Source organism: Roseibacterium elongatum DSM 19469, assembly GCF_000590925.1.
Lineage (GTDB): Bacteria > Pseudomonadota > Alphaproteobacteria > Rhodobacterales > Rhodobacteraceae > Roseibacterium > Roseibacterium elongatum.
The window spans coordinates 2,024,811-2,041,391 of sequence record NZ_CP004372.1 but is presented as its reverse complement, the minus strand read 5'-3'; the positions used below and the strand labels follow the sequence as shown (position 1 = coordinate 2,041,391).

Here is a 16,581-nt window from a genome sequence, read left to right as displayed (position 1 = left end):
GTTTTTGCGAATGCTTCGCAAAAGCATTGACCCTGATAATGCCTCGCACTAGCACTATATGTGCGTACAGGACCCCGACCGGGGAAAGCTAACAGGGAACCGAACATGAAACTGACCAAGCGCACTTTCGTTGCTGCTGTTACGGCCACACTCATGGCGCTGCCCGCCGGCTGGGCGGCGGCGCAGGACCGGCTGACCGTCATCGCCACGACGGGCATGATTGCAGATGCCGCCGCGAATGTCGGTGGCGATCTTGTCGAGGTGACGTCGCTCATGGGCGAAGGCGTCGACCCGCACAGCTACCGACAGACCCGCACCGATATCGTGGCCCTGGCCAATGCCGATCTGGTGCTGTGGAACGGCCTCTTCCTCGAGGCGCAGATGGAAGAGTTCATGCTGGGGCTATCCGAGGGCGGCACCGTCGTCGCCGTGGCCGAAAGCATCCCCGACAGCCTGCTGCTGAGCTCGCAGGATTACGAGGGCCGCACCGACCCGCATGTCTGGATGAACGTCAACCTCTGGAGCAATGTCGTCGTCACCATCCGCAATGCGCTGATCGAAGCCGACCCCGACAATGCCGCCACCTACGAGGCCAATGCCGACACCTATCTGGCCGAGCTGGGCGAGCTTGCGCAATATGTGGTGCAGGTGCTCTCGACCGTGCCCGCCGAAAGCCGCGTGGTGGTCTCGGCGCATGATGCGTTCAACTATTTCGGGAACGCCTACGGGTTCGAACCCGTTGGTATCCAGGGTCTGTCGACCGAATCCGAGGCTGGGCTGCAGGAGATCGCGGCCATGGTCGACTTTCTTGTCGAGCGCAACATCGGCGCGGTATTCGTGGAATCCTCGGTCTCGGAGCGCAACATCCAGGCGGTGATCGAAGGCGCAGCCGCCCGCGGTCACGAGATTGTCGTCGGCGGCGAGTTGTTCTCGGATGCGATGGGCCAGCCGGACACGTATCGCGGCACCTATATCGGGATGCTGGACCACAACGCCACGACCATCGCCACGGCGCTGGGTGGCGAGGCGCCCAATGGCGGCATGAATGGCCTTTTGGTCGACGGATGAACAGGGAATGACACAACAGATGCAACCAACAATCGTCGCAGAGGACGGCCGGGCAACACGCCCGGCCGTGCTGCCGCCAGATGCCGCGCTGGTCACGCGCGGACTGACCGTCTCCTACGGTGAGAAACCGGCGGTTTTCTCGGTCGATGCGACCTTTCCCAGCAATGCCATGTCGGCGATCATCGGGCCGAACGGCGCGGGGAAATCAACGCTGTTGAAGGCCGCGCTTGGCGTCATTCCGCGTCTGTCGGGCGAGGTCTACGCCTTTGGACAGCCGATCGACGCCGCCCGCGCGCGCATCGCCTATGTGCCGCAGCGTGCCAGCGTCGACTGGGATTTCCCGACCACGGTCATGGATGTCGTGCAGATGGGACTTTACCGCAAGCTGGGCCTCTTGGGCCGTCTGTCGGGCCAGATGACGCGGCGCGCCAGCGCGTGCCTCGAGCGTGTCGGCATGGCCGATTTCGCCCATCGTCAGATCGGCCAGTTGTCGGGCGGCCAGCAACAGCGCGTGTTCCTGGCCCGCGCCTTGGCGCAGGAGGCTGACCTTTACCTGCTGGACGAGCCTTTCGCAGGCGTCGATGCCGCGACCGAACGGGCGATCATCGACGTGCTGAAATTGCTGAAGGCCGAGGGCAAGGCCGTCATCGCCGTGCATCATGACCTGTCGACGGTGCGCGACTATTTCGACCATGTCTTCCTGATCAATGTGCGCCGGATCGCCGAAGGGCCGGTCGCCACCGCCTTCACGCCCCAGACCCTGCAGGCGGCCTATGGTGGGCGGCTTGCCGCGACGCATCTCGACGAGCTTGCCGTGCTGGGATGATCGACATGGGCCCATTCCTCGATGCGCTCTTTCTGCAGGCGGGCTACAACGTCTCCCTCGTCACCATCGGCGCGGCCCTGTTGGGCTTCGCGGCCGGGGCATCGGGGACGTTTCTGTTTCTGCGCAAGCGGGCTCTGGTGTCGGACGGCGTCGCGCATGCCACCCTGCCGGGCGTCGCGCTGGCCTTCATGCTGATGGTGGCGTTCGGCGGCGACGGGCGGAACCTGGCCGGCCTGATGATCGGGTCCGCGGTGACCGCCGGTCTGGGCCTGCTGATCATGGAATGGATCCCCCGGCGCACCCGCCTGTCCGAGGATGCGGCCATCGGCTCGGTGCTGGGCGTGTTCTTCGGCCTCGGGATCGTCCTTCTGACCGTGGTGCAGACCATGAGTTCGGGGCGTCAGGCGGGGCTGGAGAGCTTTCTGCTCGGCTCGACCGCCGGCATGTTGTTCAACGACGCCATCACCATCGTGATCGGCGGCTCGCTGGTGGTGTTTGCGACATGGCTCATGCGCCGGCCGATGACGCTGGTGGCCTTCGACAGCGATTATGCTGCGGCGATGGGTTATGACGTGCGCCGGATCGACCTGTTGATGATGGGTCTGGTGATGGCGGTCACCGTGATCGGCCTGAAACTGGTGGGCCTGATCCTGATCGTCGCCATGCTGATCATTCCCCCGGTCACGGCCCGGTTCTGGACCGAACGCGCCCAGCGCGTCGTCTGGATCGCGGGCGGCGTCGGCGCGGTATCGGGCTATCTTGGTGCGGTGATTTCCGCCTCGGCCCCGGCCCTGCCGACGGGCCCGATCATTGTGCTGGTGGCGGCGGCGGTCTTTGTCGTGTCGTTGTTCCTTGCACCGGGCCGCGGCGTGCTGGCCGCGCTCTTGCGCCACCGGCGGTTCCAGGCGCGCGTGCATCGCCGCCAGGGGCTCTTGGCGCTTGCGGCACAGCACCCCATCCGAGAGGCATACACCTTGCGCCTGTTGTCGCGCGAAGGGTTGGTGCGCGCCGATGGCGTGCCCACGGATGCCGGGCGCGCGCAGGCAGCCAAGGTCGCCCGGGACGAACGTCGCTGGGACGTGGCGCGCGAGATCAACCAGGATGCGGGCCTTGCCGGCCTCTATGACGGGCTGACGCCCATCGAAAAGGTCTTTACCGCCGACGAGATCGCCGAGTTCGATCGGCGCCTTGGCCCGCCCACAGCCATCGGAGGCGCCTGATGGGGGCCGACTTCGTCCAATTCTCTCTCACGCCGATCCTGATCGGGACCCTGGCCGCCATCGCCTGTGCGCTGCCGGGGAATTTCCTCATCCTGCGCAAGCAGGCCCTGATCGGCGATGCGATCAGCCATGTCGTGCTGCCCGGCATCGTGGTGGCCTTTCTGCTGACCGGCGTTGTCGCGGCAATCCCCATGATGCTGGGGGCCGCGGGCGCAGCCATCGTCGCCGTCATCCTGATCGAGGCGATCAAGCGGTTGGGCAAGGTCGAGCCCGGGGCCGCCATGGGCGTGGTTTTCACGACGATGTTCGCCGCCGGTGTCCTGGCCCTTGAACAGGCCGATCTGGGCAATATCCATCTCGATATCGAGCACGCGCTGATGGGCAATCTGGAAAGCCTGATCTGGTTCCGGGCCGAGGGCTGGCAGTCGCTGCTCGACCCTCAGGCGCTGGCCGGTCTACCGCCGGAACTGGGCCGCATCGCCATTGTCTGCGCCCTGGTCGTGATCCTGACGCTGGTGTTCTGGCGCTGGCTGAAGATCGCCACCTTCGACGAGGATTTCGCCCGCGCCCTCGGTATCCCGGCCTCGGCCGTGGGCTTTGGCCTGGTGATTGCCGCCGCGATCGCCGCGGTCGCGGCCTTTGATGCGGTCGGCTCGATCATCGTCATCGCCATGTTCATCTGCCCGCCCGCCGCCGCGCGCCTGATGACCAATCGACTGGCGCATCAGGTCTGGTGGTCGGTCGGTTTCGCCACGCTGTCGGCGGTGCTGGGCTATGTCTTCGCGGGGTACGGGCCGCTCTGGTTCGGTGGACAGAACGCGGTCAGTGCCGCGGGCATGATCGCGGCGGTGTCGGGCGTGATCCTGGCCTTCGCCTGCCTCTTCGGGCCCCATCGCAGCCGTGTGGGCGTCGGCCGGGAAGAGGCCGCCTGACCCCCCACCCGGCACCGCCCTCGCAATCTCCAATCCCGACCTGACCGCGTCGCCGCGCCCCGCACGATCTCGGCCGTGACGGCAATGTCGCAATCGCCAACCGGCGACCGTTGAGGTCGTTTGAGCGTGTTTCAGGCACTTTGAGGCACTTTGAGGCACGATGACGCTGTATCATGAGCGCAAAGCCTGTATGCTGGTGGTCTGGGGACTCAGCCTGGGGTCACGCATGCTCAGCAAGCCATTTCTGACGACGCAAGAAATCGCGGACCTCCTGAAGGTGCGCGAGCAGACCGTTCGCGGCTGGATCCACCAACAAGAGTTGCGAGCCGTGAAACTCGGGCGCGAGTTTCGCGTGGCCGTGAAGGACCTCGAGGCGTTCGTCAACGACCACGCCACGCGCGAGCCAAGCTGGCAAGATGACTCCGGATCGCAGCAACCATGACGGCACATGACGCCAAACTGTCTCGACCCGCAGCCGTCACCGCGCCCCAGGGCGAGCCGACGACGACCCAGTTTCACGATCACAGCGTCGAAGACGTTTTTCGCGCGCTCGACGCCGACAGCTCGGGCCTGACTGCGGCGGGGGCCGCTGCGCGGCTGGGCCGTGTCGGGCCGAACCGCCTGCCCGAGCCGCCGCGCGCCGGACCGCTGGCGCGGTTTCTTCGACAGTTCAAGAACCTTTTGATCTACGTCCTGATCGGGGCGGCCATGGTGACGGCGGCTTTGGGGCATCTGGTCGACACCGGGGTGATCCTTGCCGTGGTTCTGGTGAACGCGATCATCGGGTTCATTCAGGAAGGCAAGGCCGAACAGGCGCTGTCGGCGATCAAGGACATGCTGGCGCCCGACGCGCGCGTGTTGCGTGACAACCGCCGCACCCTTGTGCCGGCCGAGGCCCTTGTCCCCGGCGATGTCGTGCTGCTGGAACCGGGCGACCGGGTGCCGGCAGACCTGCGCGTGATCGTCGCCCATGGGCTGCGCATCCAGGAGGCCGTGCTGACCGGCGAATCCGTCCCGGGGAAAAGGCGACCGCCCCTGCAGCGGCCGACGCGCCGCTGGGCGATCGCCGCTCGATGGCGTTCAGCGGGGCGCTGGTGGCCGCCGGCACCGGCCGCGGTGTCGTCGTGGCGACCGGCGCGGACACGGAGATCGGCCGCATCAGCGGGATGCTGGAGACGGTCGAGACGACGACAACGCCGCTGTTGAAACAGATGGAGGGTTTTGCCCGCACCATCACGCTGGCCATCCTCGCGCTGGCGGCGCTGATCCTGGGCTTCGGGTATTTCGGCAGCGGGCTGAGCTTCAGCGAGATTTTCATGGCGGTTGTCGGCCTGTCGGTCGCCGCCATCCCCGAGGGGCTGCCGGCCATCCTGACCGTCACCCTGGCCATCGGGGTGCAGGGCATGGCCGCCCGCCGCGCCATCGTGCGCCGTCTGCCCGCGATCGAGGCGCTCGGCTCGGTCTCGGTGATCTGTTCCGACAAGACCGGGACCCTGACCAAGAACGAAATGACCGTGGCATCCGTGGCCACCGCGCGGCGTCTGTTTCAGGTCACCGGCACCGGCTACGGCCCCGGTGGCCGCGTGCTGCTGGACGATACGGAGGTCGATCTGGAGACCTACCCCCTGCTGGGCGATCTGGCGCGCGGCGCGATCCTGTGCAACGACTCCGACATCGCCGAGGTGGACGGGCGCTGGTCGGTCACCGGCGACCCGATGGAGGGGGCGCTGGTCTCCTTCGGCTGGAAGGCAGGGCAGGACCCGACCGCCCTGCGCGAGGCCAACCCCCAGACCGACGCCATCCCCTTCGACGCCGCACACAGGTTCATGGCAACGCTGCACCATGATCACCAGGGCGGCGCCGCGATCCATGTGAAAGGCGCGCCTGAGCAGGTGATCGCCATGTGCGCCGCACAGCATGGCGAAGAAAACGGCCATGAGGCGCTGGATGCCGAATACTGGCATGCCCGCGCGCACGAGATCGCGGCACAGGGCCAGCGGGTACTTGCCGTCGCGACAAAGCCCGCCGATCCGGGCCGGCAGACCCTGACCTTCGACGACGTGGACAGCGACCTGATGCTGCTGGGTCTAGTGGGGCTGATCGACCCGCCCAGAGAAGAGGCCATCGCCGCCGTCGCCGACTGCCGCGCGGCGGGCATCCGGGTCAAGATGATCACCGGCGATCATGCCGGCACCGCATCGGCCATCGCGCGGGCCCTGGGCCTCGAGAATGCGCAGGACGTCCTGACCGGGGCCGAGATCGACCGGCTGTCGCCCCCCGATCTGCGCCGCGCCGCCGAACGCACCGATGTGTTCGCGCGCACCAGCCCCGAACACAAGCTGCGTCTGGTCGAGGCGTTGCAGGCCGGCGGCGCGGCCGTGGCCATGACCGGCGACGGGGTGAACGACGCCCCCGCCCTCAAGCGCGCCGATATCGGCGTTGCGATGGGCCGGACCGGCACCGAGGCCGCCAAGGAGGCCGCCGAGATCGTGCTGGCCGATGACAATTTCGCCACCATCGCCCAAGCCGTCCGCGCGGGCCGCACGGTCTATGACAATCTGAAAAAGGCCATCGTCTTCCTGTTGCCCGTGAATGGCGGCGAGGCGCTGGCGCTGATCGTAGCCCTTCTGCTGGGTCTGACGTTGCCCATCACCCCGGTGCAGATCCTGTGGGTCAACATGGTCAGTTCCGTCGTACTGGCCATGGCGCTGGCCTTCGAAGGGCCGGAACCCGACATCATGCGCCGCCCGCCGCGTCGCGTGGATGAACCGATCCTGTCCCGTTTCGTGTTGTGGCGGGTGGGCTTCGTGTCGCTTTTGTTCTGCGCGGGCATCTTCGGAACCTTCACGCTGGCCCAGGCGCAGGGCGCAAGCCTCGAGGTGGCGCGCACCATCGCGGTCAACACGCTGGTGGTGATGGAAATCTTCTACCTGTTCTCGGTCCGCTTCCTGAACACGAGCTCGCCGTCGCTGCGCGCCGTTCTGGGCACCCGGCCCGTCCTGATCGCTGTGGCGGCCGTGACGGTGCTGCAATTTGCCTTCACCTATGCCCCCTTCATGGAGGCCTTCTTCGACACCCGCCCGCTCAGCCTGGCGCAGGGCCTGATGGTCGTGGCCATCGGGCCGGTCCTTTTGCTGATCCTGGAAATCGAGAAACGCGCGTTGCGCCTGTCGCGCCCGGTCGTTACCCACCCCACCCCGCCCCAGTGAAAGGAGACCCCCATGAGCATGATGAAAGCCGCCGTTGTCACCGATTTCTCCAAACCGCTGGAGTTGAAAGAGGTTCACAAACCCGAGGTTTCGGACGGCAAGATCATCGTCAAGATCGAGGCTTGCGGCGTGTGCCATACCGACCTGCATGCCGCCCGCGGCGACTGGCCGGTCAAGCCCGAGCCGCCCTTCATCCCCGGCCACGAGGGGGTGGGCATCGTCGCCGAGGTCGGGCGCGGCGTCACCTCGGTCAAAGAGGGCGACCGCGTCGGCGTGCCCTGGCTGCACCATGCCTGCGGGCATTGCACCGCCTGTGTCACCGGGTGGGAAACGCTCTGCCGGACCGAGCCGCAATATACCGGCTACACCGTCAATGGCGGCTTTGCCGAATACGTCGAGGCCGACCCCACCTATGTGGGCCACCTGCCCGACGGGCTGGATTTCGCGCCCGCCGCCCCGATCCTTTGCGCGGGCGTGACCGTCTACAAGGGGCTTAAGGAATGCGACCTGCGCCCCGGCCAGACGGTCGTGATCTCGGGCATCGGGGGGCTGGGCCATCTGGCGGTGCAATATGCGCGCGCCATGGGGCTGCACGTGATCGCCGTCGACGTAGCCGAGGACAAGCTGGCCCTGGCGCGCGAGTTGGGCGCAGGTGCCGCCATCAACGCCATGGCCGACGATCCGGTCGACGAGGTGACGCGCCTTGGCGGGGCCGACGGCGTGCTGGTTACCGCGGTGTCCAACAGCGCCTTCAGCCAGGGCGTCGGCATGCTGGCCCCCGGCGGCACCATGAGCCTTGTCGGCCTGCCGCCGGGCGATTTTGCATTGAACATCTTCGACGTGGTGCTGAACCGCAAGACGATCCGCGGCTCGATCGTGGGCACCCGCGCGGACCTGGCCGAAAGCCTGTCTTTCGCGGCCGAGGGCAAGGTCGCGTCGCATTTCGCCACCGACAGCATGGACAACATCAACGGCATCTTCGACCGCATGGAACAGGGCAAGATCGATGGCCGCATCGTCATGACGCTCTGAGCCGCCAGAAAGGAAGACAGGGCGCATGACCGACGCCATCGAAGGCTACATTTTCTACGAGATCGCGGCCCTGCTGGTTCTGGCCGCCGGTGTCGGGTTCGTGGGGCTGTTGCTGCGCCAGCCGCTGATCGTGAGCTTCATCGCCGTGGGCATCCTTGCCGGGCCTTCGGTGCTGGACATCGCGCATTCCGACGAACAGATCGACCTACTGGCCGAACTGGGCATTGCGGTGCTGCTGTTCCTTGTCGGGTTGAAGCTGGATTTCAACCTGGTGCGCACCCTCGGGCCGGTGGCGCTGGTCACCGGGCTTGGGCAGGTCGCTTTCACCACCGTCTTCGGCTTTCTCATCGCGCTGGCGCTGGGGCTGGACGCGCTGACGGCGATCTACGTGGCCATTGCGCTGACCTTTTCCTCGACGATCATCATCGTGAAGCTTCTGTCCGACAAGCGCGAGATCGACGCGCTGCACGGCCGGATCGCGCTGGGGTTTCTGATCGTGCAGGACATCGTCGTCGTGGTCGCCATGATCGCGCTGTCGGCCATCGGCGTGGGCGGCGCCGCGGCCGAGGGCGATGCCGCGCTGGCCGAGGTTCTGCGCGTTCTGGGCTACGGTGTCGCGATGCTGGGGTTCGTGGTGCTGTTCATCCGCTACGTGGCCAACCCGCTGGTCGAACGGCTGTCGCGCGCGCCGGAACTGCTGGTTTCCTTCGCCATCGGCTGGGCGGCGCTGCTGGCGGCGGTGGGCCATTACCTGGGCTTCGGCAAGGAACTGGGCGGCCTGCTGGCCGGGGTGTCGCTGGCCTCGACCCCGTTTCGCGAGGCGATCGCGGCAAGGCTGGCCTCGCTGCGCGACTTTCTTTTGCTGTTTTTCTTCATCGCGCTTGGCGCCTCGCTGGACCTGTCGGTTCTGGGGGCAAGCGTCGTGCCCGCCATCGTGCTGTCGCTGTTCGTGCTGATCGGCAACCCCCTGATCGTTCTGGCGATCATGGGGGCGATGGGCTATCGCAAACGCACCGGCTTTCTTGCCGGGCTGACGGTGGCGCAGATCAGCGAGTTTTCCCTGATCTTCATGGCGATGGGGGTGGCGATCGGCCATGTCGCGGACGAGGCATTGGGGCTGGTCACGCTGGTCGGCTTGGTGACCATCGCGGCCTCGACCTACATGATCACCTATTCGCACCAACTCTACGGCCTGTTCGAGCCCGTGCTGGGCGTCTTCGAACGCCGCCGCCCCAGAGCCGAGGAGGACGGCAGCGCCGAGCCTGCCCGCGCCCATGACGTGATCCTGTTCGGACTGGGCCGCTATGGCCTGGGTATCGCCTCGGCGCTGCGCGACAGCGGCAAGCGAATCCTGGGCGTCGATTTCAGCCCCGAGGCGGTGCGCCACGCCCGCGCGCAGGGCTTTGACGTGGTGTTCGGCGATGCGACCGATCCCGAGTTTCTGGGGCACCTGCCGCTGGCGCGGGCCGAATGGCTGGTGATGGCGGTCCCCGAACACGATACCGGGTTGACCCATGACGATGCGCGCCATTCCCTTCTGAAAGCGGTGCGCGACCTGGGCTATGACGGCAAGATCGCCGTCGCCGCGCATCGCGACGCCACCGCCGAGGCGCTGAAGTCGGACCGCGCGGATCTGGTGCTGATGCCCTATCGCGACGCGGCCTTTGCCGCCGCCAGGATGATCGCGGTCGGCGTGCAGGCGCCCGAGCACCCGGTCGAGGACCCAGAGGGCCAGAAGGAGTTGCCGGCATGACGGCCGAAACGAGAAAGCCGCGCAAGATCTTGGCAGTGGCCGATGCAGGTGACGGGCGGATCGCCCTCGAAAGCGCGCTGGCCCTTGCCGACACCCATGGCGCGGCGGTCGAGGTCATGGCCTGCGTGGAACCCCCGCACGACCTGTCGATCCTGTCGCGCCTCTCGGGCGAAGACCCTGACAGGTTGATCGCCGACGCGGTCGAGCACACTTATGCCGAGGTTCGCTCCCGGCTATCCTCGATCGCGCCGAACCGGCAGATCGACATCTCTGTGGCCGTCGGCAAGGCCTATCTCGAGATCATCCGCCATGTCGCGCGATCGGGCTGCGATTTCGTGATCAAGACAGCCGAACCGCTATCGGGCATGGATCGTTTCCTGTTCGCCAGCACCGACCAGCATCTGCTGCGCAAATGCCCCTGCCCCGTCTGGCTGCAGACACCCTCCGCATCGCGACGCCCCCTACGCATTCTGGCCGCGGTCGATCTCGATACCGCGGACGCCGCCGAGCCGCAGACACTGACCGATCTGAACCGGCGCGTCATCGATGCCGCCTGCGCGATCGCCGAGGCGCCGAACGCCGAGGTCGTCGTGCTTCATGCCTGGGAGGCGATGGGCGAAGGCATGATCTGGGCGTTCTCCGGGCGCGGCAACGCGCGCATGTCGGCGGATAAATACGTGAACGAGATCCTCGACGTCCGGCAAGCGGCAATGGATCGCTTCCTCGCACAGCTGCGCAACGAGATCGGCCCCCGGCCCCGCCTGGTGCCGCGCCTGGCCCGCGGAACCCCCGAGACCGTGATCCACGCCCAAAGCCGCCAGGTCGGCGCGGACGTGGTCGTCATGGGCACCGTTGCGCGGACGGGCCTGAGCGGGGTCTTCATCGGAAACACGGCCGAGAACATCATCAACAGCCTCGAATGCCCCGTCCTCGCCGTGAAGCCCGAAGGTTTCGTCAGCCCCCTGCTGCGCGGCTGACACGCGGGCGACCTGCGCGCGAGAGACCGGCAAAGCACGCGGTGGGGCGTGCCCGTGCCCCGGCGACCTGGGACCCGACGGTCCGGATATGCCCGAACAGATCCTCATCCAAGTGGTCGTCGAAGTGACCTTCCCCCGCGATTAGGGCCGGGTTGATCCAGAATCTTCCGGTTGGTTTTGAGTGTTAAGCGGCAGCGTGGAGACCGCAAGAGTCTCAAGCGCTGGCGCGGTGGTTTTTATCAGGAACTCCGTTGGGGTTAGGTATCCGAGCGCCGAATGCGGGCGCTTGGTGTTGTAGTGGCTGCGCCATCGTCCGATTTCCTCGCGTGCGTGGTGCAGTGATCGGAACCAGTGAAGGTTCAGGCACTCATCCCGGAACTTGCCATTGAAACTCTCCACGAAGGCGTTTTGCACTGGCTTGCCGGGCTCGATGAACCGCAGGCGCACACCGGTTCGCTCGGACCAGTCGAACATGGCCTTGCTGGTGCCTTCTGGGCCGTTGTCGAGGATGATCTCCTCCGGGAGGCCCATGCGAAGGGCCAGATCATCGAGGAACCGTGCTACGCGTGCCCCAGGGATCGACACGTCGACAATCTGGCCGGGACAGAACCGGCTGTGGTCGTCGACGACGTTGAGCACCCGGAACCTTCGACAATCAGCGAGCTGGTCGCTGACGAAGTCCAAGGACCATCGTTGCATTGGCCTTTCCGGCACCTGCGGCGCGACGCGATCGCGCCTAGGCAGCTTGCGGCGCTTCTTGGTACGAACCTGCAAGCCATGCTCGGTGTAGAGCCGATACGTGCGCTTGTGGTTCATGACCAGGCCTTCGCGTCGCAACATGGCGTGCAGGCGCAGATAGCCGTAGCGTCGGTTCTCAGACGCCAATTCCTTCATGCGCTTGATCGCCGCCTCATCGTCCTTTGGCAGTGGTTGGTACTGCTGCACCGACCGCGCCAAGCCGACAATCCGGCACGCGCGCCGCTCGCTGAACCCACGCTCGGTCATCAGAAAGCCCACAGCTCGTCGCTTCGCCATGGGCTTACCAATGTTTTTGCAGCAGATCCTTCATCGCGGACATATCCAGCATTTGGTCTGCAACGATCCGTTTCAGCTTGGCGTTCTCAGCTTCCAAGGCTCTCAGAGGTGGTGTCAGACAAATTCGAACCAGTCTCAGGTAGGACAGTGACGCTGTCTCTCATGCCGCGCAGAGACCGCGCCACTCGGTGAGAGCGGCGGCGCGGTTGGCCTTGAAGATGTTGCGACTGGAAAGGCTGCGTTCCTGGTTGAAGTGGTTGTAGACGGAGGCGTGGGTGGATGCGAATTTCTGAAGACTCCGCATGCGCCGGAACCTGAGCATGGCGCGTTCTCGTCGTCGGAATGGCAGATGTGAATTCTCCGCTCTGTTGTTGGCCCAGCGGCCAGTTTCCTGATTGTCCTCAGCGCCCAGCTCCTTCAGGGCCGCACCGTAGGATCGCAGTCGATCGGTCACGATTACCTCGGGTCCGCCATGCTTGCGCATCGCTTTTCTGAGGAATTTCAACGCCGCCTTCCGATCGCGTGTCTTGGTGACGTAGCTTTCCAGCACCTCGCCTTCGTGATCGACAGCCCTCCAAAGGTAGTGTTTCTCGCCGTTGATCTTCACGAAAATCTCGTCGAGGTGCCACTGCCAGCGACTCGATTTCATGCCGTCGATGCGGCGCTTCTTGATCTCGGCTGCAAACATCGGGCCGAAGCGATGCCACCAGAACCGGACGGTTTCGTAGCTGACATCGACACCGCGTTCGTGCAGCAGGTCCTCCACGGTGCGGAGCGACAGCGGAAACCGAACGTAGAGCATCACCGCCAGGCGGATGATCTCAGGGCTGGTTTTGAAGTACTTGAATGGGGAGCGTTTGGTCATCGGCAGAGGCTACGAAACCGCCCTGCCCTACTCAAGCCAAGTTCTTCTGACAGAGCCCGCATGAGGCCAGAAATCAACCGACGGATTCTCCTGAAGGCTGGACGGAAGTCGGGTCTCAGGTCACAGAGAACTTCCGCTTCCCGCCCATCGTGCAGGTGGCTGCGTCCGATGCAGGTGCAGAACCAATGTCTGTTTGGGATTCGAACCGGCGGGACCTGCACGATGTTCTTGGGTGTATCGAACACGGATCGAAAGCTCGAGCGGGCATGGCCTCTCGGGACCGAATCTGATCGGACGTGACTCTCACCGTCGACGACGCATCGACTCCAGCCGGGCGACCCTCTCCCGGGCGAGCGGGTGCTCCCTCCCAAGCTTGCGCCAGAAGCCTGTGCTCTTGGTCCAGTTCATCATCTGGCTGAAGCTGTCGACCTGGTCGTCGTAGCGGCCACGCGGGAAGGCAAGGAGTTCGCGTCGGAAGTCGTCCAGCCAACCCGCTTCGCGGGGTAGCAAGACCTGGCCTTCAGACACTGGATCACACGCGGCACGGAAGCGGGTCTCCTTGTCTTGCTCGGGCGTGACGCGCCGGAAGCGCGATCGGTTCTGCTCAATGCAGTCTTGGAACAACGGACGGCCAGTCGCGGCATCCTCGATCAACACAACGTCGGCCTCCCACTCCTCCCCGAGCCGCAGGCAGGTCCGCTTTAGGTCGGGGTAGTCGAGCCGGTCCCTGAACACGTTCAGGAGCCACCATTTGCGATCCCGGAAGCCCCAGGTCGTGCAAACCGAGTAATCCGACCGGGGATCGGCCGCGGTGCCGGTGTCCCAGCTTTGCGCCACCATTTCATAGGCGTGGCGCGGCAGGATCTCGTCGTAGGTGCCGAACCATTCCCACCGCAGCGGAGAACCGTCGGGGGCCACGGGGTTCTGCTGGTATTGGCAGTTGAAGACTGCCGCCCCCATCTCCCGGCGCAGTCTTTCCAGGACGTCCAGCCCAAAGCGCTCCGGGAACAGCGGCTCTCCCTTTTTGCGACAGTGGTGCTGCCCCTTCCCCGCGGCGATCCGCTGGTCATCCTCCGCGATCGCGGGCAGGTTCAAATGCCGGTACCCACCCTTGCCCAGCAGGTAGCCGGGCGGGTCAAGCTCGTGCAGGCGCTGCGCGATCATCACGACCCGTCCCTCGGAAGGATTGTCAAACCGCGACAACAGCGAGCCCTCGATATATTCTTGTGCCCGCACCAACTCGGCCTCGGAACTGGCATCCCCGGCCTTCATCAGGTCGTCGATGATGATGTAATCTGCGCCGTGACCGGTGACCGCGCCACCGATCGACACGGCCTTGCGGCTCCCTCCCTTGGTGGTGCGGATCTCGTCCACGGTATTGCCGCGACCGCCGAGACGGGTCCCGGGGAACATCTCGCGGTACCAGCGCGATTGCATCACGCGCCGACAATCCTCCGAGTGTCTCCGCGCGAGGTCGAGGCCGTAGCTGGCGACGATGATCTTCGAGGACGGGCGGTGCCCGAGCACGAAGGCCACGAAGGCGACAGAGACCGTGATCGACTTCAGGTGCCGCGGCGGCACGTTGATCACCAGCCGCTGGTTTGCCCCGATGCGGACCTCGTCGAGCTCGTGGCACATGGCCTGGACATGCCAGCCAGGCACGAAGTCCCCTTCGCGCCCGGAATGAAGCGTCCCAAAGACCCGCCAGACGAAGTAGAAGAACTGGTCTCGCGCGAGCGCCATGGCGCCCGCGCGCAGCTGTTGCCGGCTGGGAGATTCATGTCGGCGCCTCCCCCTCCGCGTCACCCTCCTGGCGCGTGGCCTCTTGTTGCGCCGTGAAGAAGTGCTGGAGCAAGTCCAAGTCGACAGGCTCGGGCTGCGCCCCGTCCTCCGCCGCGGTGCTGTCAGCATTGACACCGAAGAGTTGCGGGTCGAGCTCGATCAGCTTCAACAGCGTCTTGACGTCCCCGCTGAGGGCCTTCGCGACCAGTCGCTTCGCGGCCGCCTCTGCCTTCGAGACCCTCCTGGTCTGCTGGCCTTCGGTGACCGTGATCTTCGCCTCGAGTTCGCGTCTGAGGCTCGCACTGATCCCCTTCGCCTCCTTGGGACGCCCCTTGGGATTGCCCGACTGACCTTTCTTGAACCGCGTGACCTTCGGAGGCCGGCCATAGCCGACCTCGTAGTCGCGATCATCATCGTCACGCGTCGACATCGCTCCCCTCCTCCGTGTGTTCGGATTGCGCGGAGCGCGACTTGATCTCGAAGGTCTCCCCGGAGGTCGCGTGCACGGCGGCCTTGCCGGTCGCTTCCTGCCATCGGCGGATGGCAACATCGACATAGGCCGGGTCGAGCTCGATCAGGCGCGCCCGTCGCCCGGCCTTCTCGGCGGCGAGCAAGGTTGAGCCGGAGCCACCGAAGCAGTCGAGCACGATATCGCCGGCATGGGTCACGTCCATGATGGCGTCGGCCACGAGCGCCGTCGGCTTCACCGTCGGGTGATCGACGAGGTCTGCTGCCCTGCCCTTCCCGAAGCTGTTTACTCCGGCGTAGTCCCAGACATTGGTCCGGTTACGGCCGTGCTTGCCCAACTCCACGTTGTTGACATGGGGAGCTCCCGGCTTGCGGAACACGCAGACCAACTCGTGCTTGGAACGATAGAGGCTACCCATCCCACCGTTGGTCTTGTTCCAGACACAGAGGTTGATGAGCTCGAGACCGCAGCCCTTGCCGGCCGAGATCAACTCCTCGACATGGCGCCAATCCATGCAAATCATCGCGACGCCGCCATCGGGCAGCGTGGCGATCACGCGCTCGATGGAGGCCTTGATAAACGCCCGGAACTCACCGTCCGACATCTCACCGGATGCCATCGTGAACTCGCGATGCTGTGCGGCATTGCCACTGCGGACGTGACCGTTGACCGGGACGTTGTAGGGCGGATCGGTGAACACCATGCGGGCGTCCTCTCCATCGAGCGCGATGTCGTAGCTGTTCCCCTCAAGCGCATCCCCGCAGAACAGGCGATGGGACCCAAGGATCCAGAGGTCCCCGCGACGCGTCACCACGTGACCATCGGGATCCGGCTCCGGCACAGTTTCGGCCTCGGTTTCGCCAGAAGTTCCGGCCGTGCCGATGACGAGGTCGATCTCGGCCGTCTCGAACCCCGTGATAGTGACATCGAAGTCAAGCTCGCCCTCGAGACCCAGCTCGAGCAGGTCGGCGAACTCGAGGCGAAGCGCCTCCTCGTTCCAGTCGGACAGCTCTGCCAGCTTGTTGTCGGCGATCCGCAGCGCCCGAACCTGCGCCTCGGACAGGTGATCTGCGATGACCACCGGGACGGTCTTGAGGCCGTTCGCCTTGGCGGCCTCCCAGCGACCGTGACCGGCGATGATCGTGTCGTTCGCGTCAACAAGGATCGGGACCACGAAGCCGAACTGCGCGATCGACGCCTTCAGCTTGGCGATGCTCTTCGTCGTGTGGGTCCGATTGTTGCGCCCATAGGGACGGAGCGCGTCGATGGGTTTCTGGACGACCCTGTCGGCCATCCACGTGGTCTTGGGCTGTTCTCCAGCCGAGCTCGGTTTGTTGGCATTTCCAGCCATCTTTCAGTCCTCCAGCATGGCGCGCGATGGCGCCTAGGCGTTGAGAGGATCGCTTCGGATGG

General features: G+C 65.4%; 15 protein-coding genes. 10 read left to right on the top strand and 5 right to left on the bottom strand.

Annotated elements, in window-relative coordinates; translation table 11 throughout:
• The first annotated feature begins 105 nt into the window (after positions 1-105).
• The 10 genes from ROSELON_RS09985 (at position 106) to ROSELON_RS09945 (ending at position 11,017) form a co-directional block, all read left to right on the top strand.
• Entirely contained in the window at positions 106-1,068 is a 963-nt protein-coding gene (locus ROSELON_RS09985) for a metal ABC transporter solute-binding protein, Zn/Mn family (RefSeq protein ID WP_025312259.1), read from the top strand.
• Between the two features lie 19 nt (positions 1,069-1,087).
• A complete protein-coding gene (locus ROSELON_RS09980) occupies positions 1,088-1,894 on the top strand; it encodes a metal ABC transporter ATP-binding protein (protein ID WP_025312258.1) in 807 nt (268 codons plus the stop codon).
• Between the two features lie 5 nt (positions 1,895-1,899).
• A complete protein-coding gene (locus tag ROSELON_RS09975) occupies positions 1,900-3,114 on the top strand; it encodes a metal ABC transporter permease (protein WP_025312257.1) in 1,215 nt (404 codons plus the stop codon).
• Positions 3,114-4,046: a metal ABC transporter permease gene (locus tag ROSELON_RS09970; protein ID WP_025312256.1), complete on the top strand. Its 933-nt coding sequence runs from the start codon at positions 3,114-3,116 to the stop codon at positions 4,044-4,046. The genes ROSELON_RS09975 and ROSELON_RS09970 overlap by 1 nt, the downstream gene beginning before the upstream one ends.
• Positions 4,047-4,206: 160 nt before the next feature.
• A complete protein-coding gene (locus ROSELON_RS09965) occupies positions 4,207-4,488 on the top strand; it encodes a helix-turn-helix domain-containing protein (RefSeq protein WP_245605322.1) in 282 nt (93 codons plus the stop codon).
• Positions 4,485-5,252 (top strand): P-type ATPase, encoded by a 768-nt coding sequence (locus tag ROSELON_RS19055; RefSeq protein ID WP_342665278.1) that lies wholly within the window; start codon positions 4,485-4,487, stop codon positions 5,250-5,252. Before ROSELON_RS09965 ends, ROSELON_RS19055 begins: the two co-directional genes overlap by 4 nt.
• A complete protein-coding gene (locus ROSELON_RS18940) occupies positions 5,141-7,255 on the top strand; it encodes an HAD-IC family P-type ATPase (RefSeq protein WP_342665334.1) in 2,115 nt (704 codons plus the stop codon). Before ROSELON_RS19055 ends, ROSELON_RS18940 begins: the two co-directional genes overlap by 112 nt.
• Positions 7,256-7,267: 12 nt before the next feature.
• Positions 7,268-8,287: an alcohol dehydrogenase AdhP gene (gene adhP / locus ROSELON_RS09955; protein WP_025312254.1), complete on the top strand. Its 1,020-nt coding sequence runs from the start codon at positions 7,268-7,270 to the stop codon at positions 8,285-8,287.
• A 25-nt stretch (positions 8,288-8,312) separates the two neighbouring features.
• Positions 8,313-10,040: a cation:proton antiporter gene (locus tag ROSELON_RS09950; protein WP_025312253.1), complete on the top strand. Its 1,728-nt coding sequence runs from the start codon at positions 8,313-8,315 to the stop codon at positions 10,038-10,040.
• Complete coding sequence (locus ROSELON_RS09945; RefSeq protein WP_025312252.1) at positions 10,037-11,017, top strand: universal stress protein; 981 nt, start codon at positions 10,037-10,039, stop codon at positions 11,015-11,017. Before ROSELON_RS09950 ends, ROSELON_RS09945 begins: the two co-directional genes overlap by 4 nt.
• Positions 11,018-11,158: 141 nt before the next feature.
• Here ROSELON_RS09945 and ROSELON_RS09940 read toward each other — a convergent pair whose 3' ends face one another.
• From ROSELON_RS09940 to ROSELON_RS09920, 5 genes are all read right to left on the bottom strand, one after another.
• Positions 11,159-12,052 carry an IS3 family transposase gene (locus ROSELON_RS09940; protein ID WP_084613758.1) on the bottom strand — a complete coding sequence of 298 codons (894 nt, stop codon included), beginning with the start codon at positions 12,050-12,052 and terminating at the stop codon, positions 11,159-11,161.
• Positions 12,053-12,212: 160 nt separating this feature from the next.
• Complete coding sequence (locus ROSELON_RS09935; protein ID WP_025312250.1) at positions 12,213-12,917, bottom strand: IS6 family transposase; 705 nt, start codon at positions 12,915-12,917, stop codon at positions 12,213-12,215.
• Positions 12,918-13,220: 303 nt separating this feature from the next.
• Complete coding sequence (terL, locus tag ROSELON_RS09930; protein WP_025312249.1) at positions 13,221-14,660, bottom strand: phage terminase large subunit; 1,440 nt, start codon at positions 14,658-14,660, stop codon at positions 13,221-13,223.
• A gap of 34 nt (positions 14,661-14,694) precedes the next feature.
• A complete protein-coding gene (locus tag ROSELON_RS18430; protein WP_025312248.1) occupies positions 14,695-15,129 on the bottom strand; it encodes a DUF5681 domain-containing protein in 435 nt (144 codons plus the stop codon).
• Positions 15,116-16,519, bottom strand: coding sequence for a site-specific DNA-methyltransferase (locus ROSELON_RS09920; protein WP_245605321.1), 1,404 nt, complete (start codon positions 16,517-16,519; stop codon positions 15,116-15,118). The genes ROSELON_RS18430 and ROSELON_RS09920 overlap by 14 nt, the downstream gene beginning before the upstream one ends.
• Positions 16,520-16,581 lie beyond the last annotated feature (62 nt).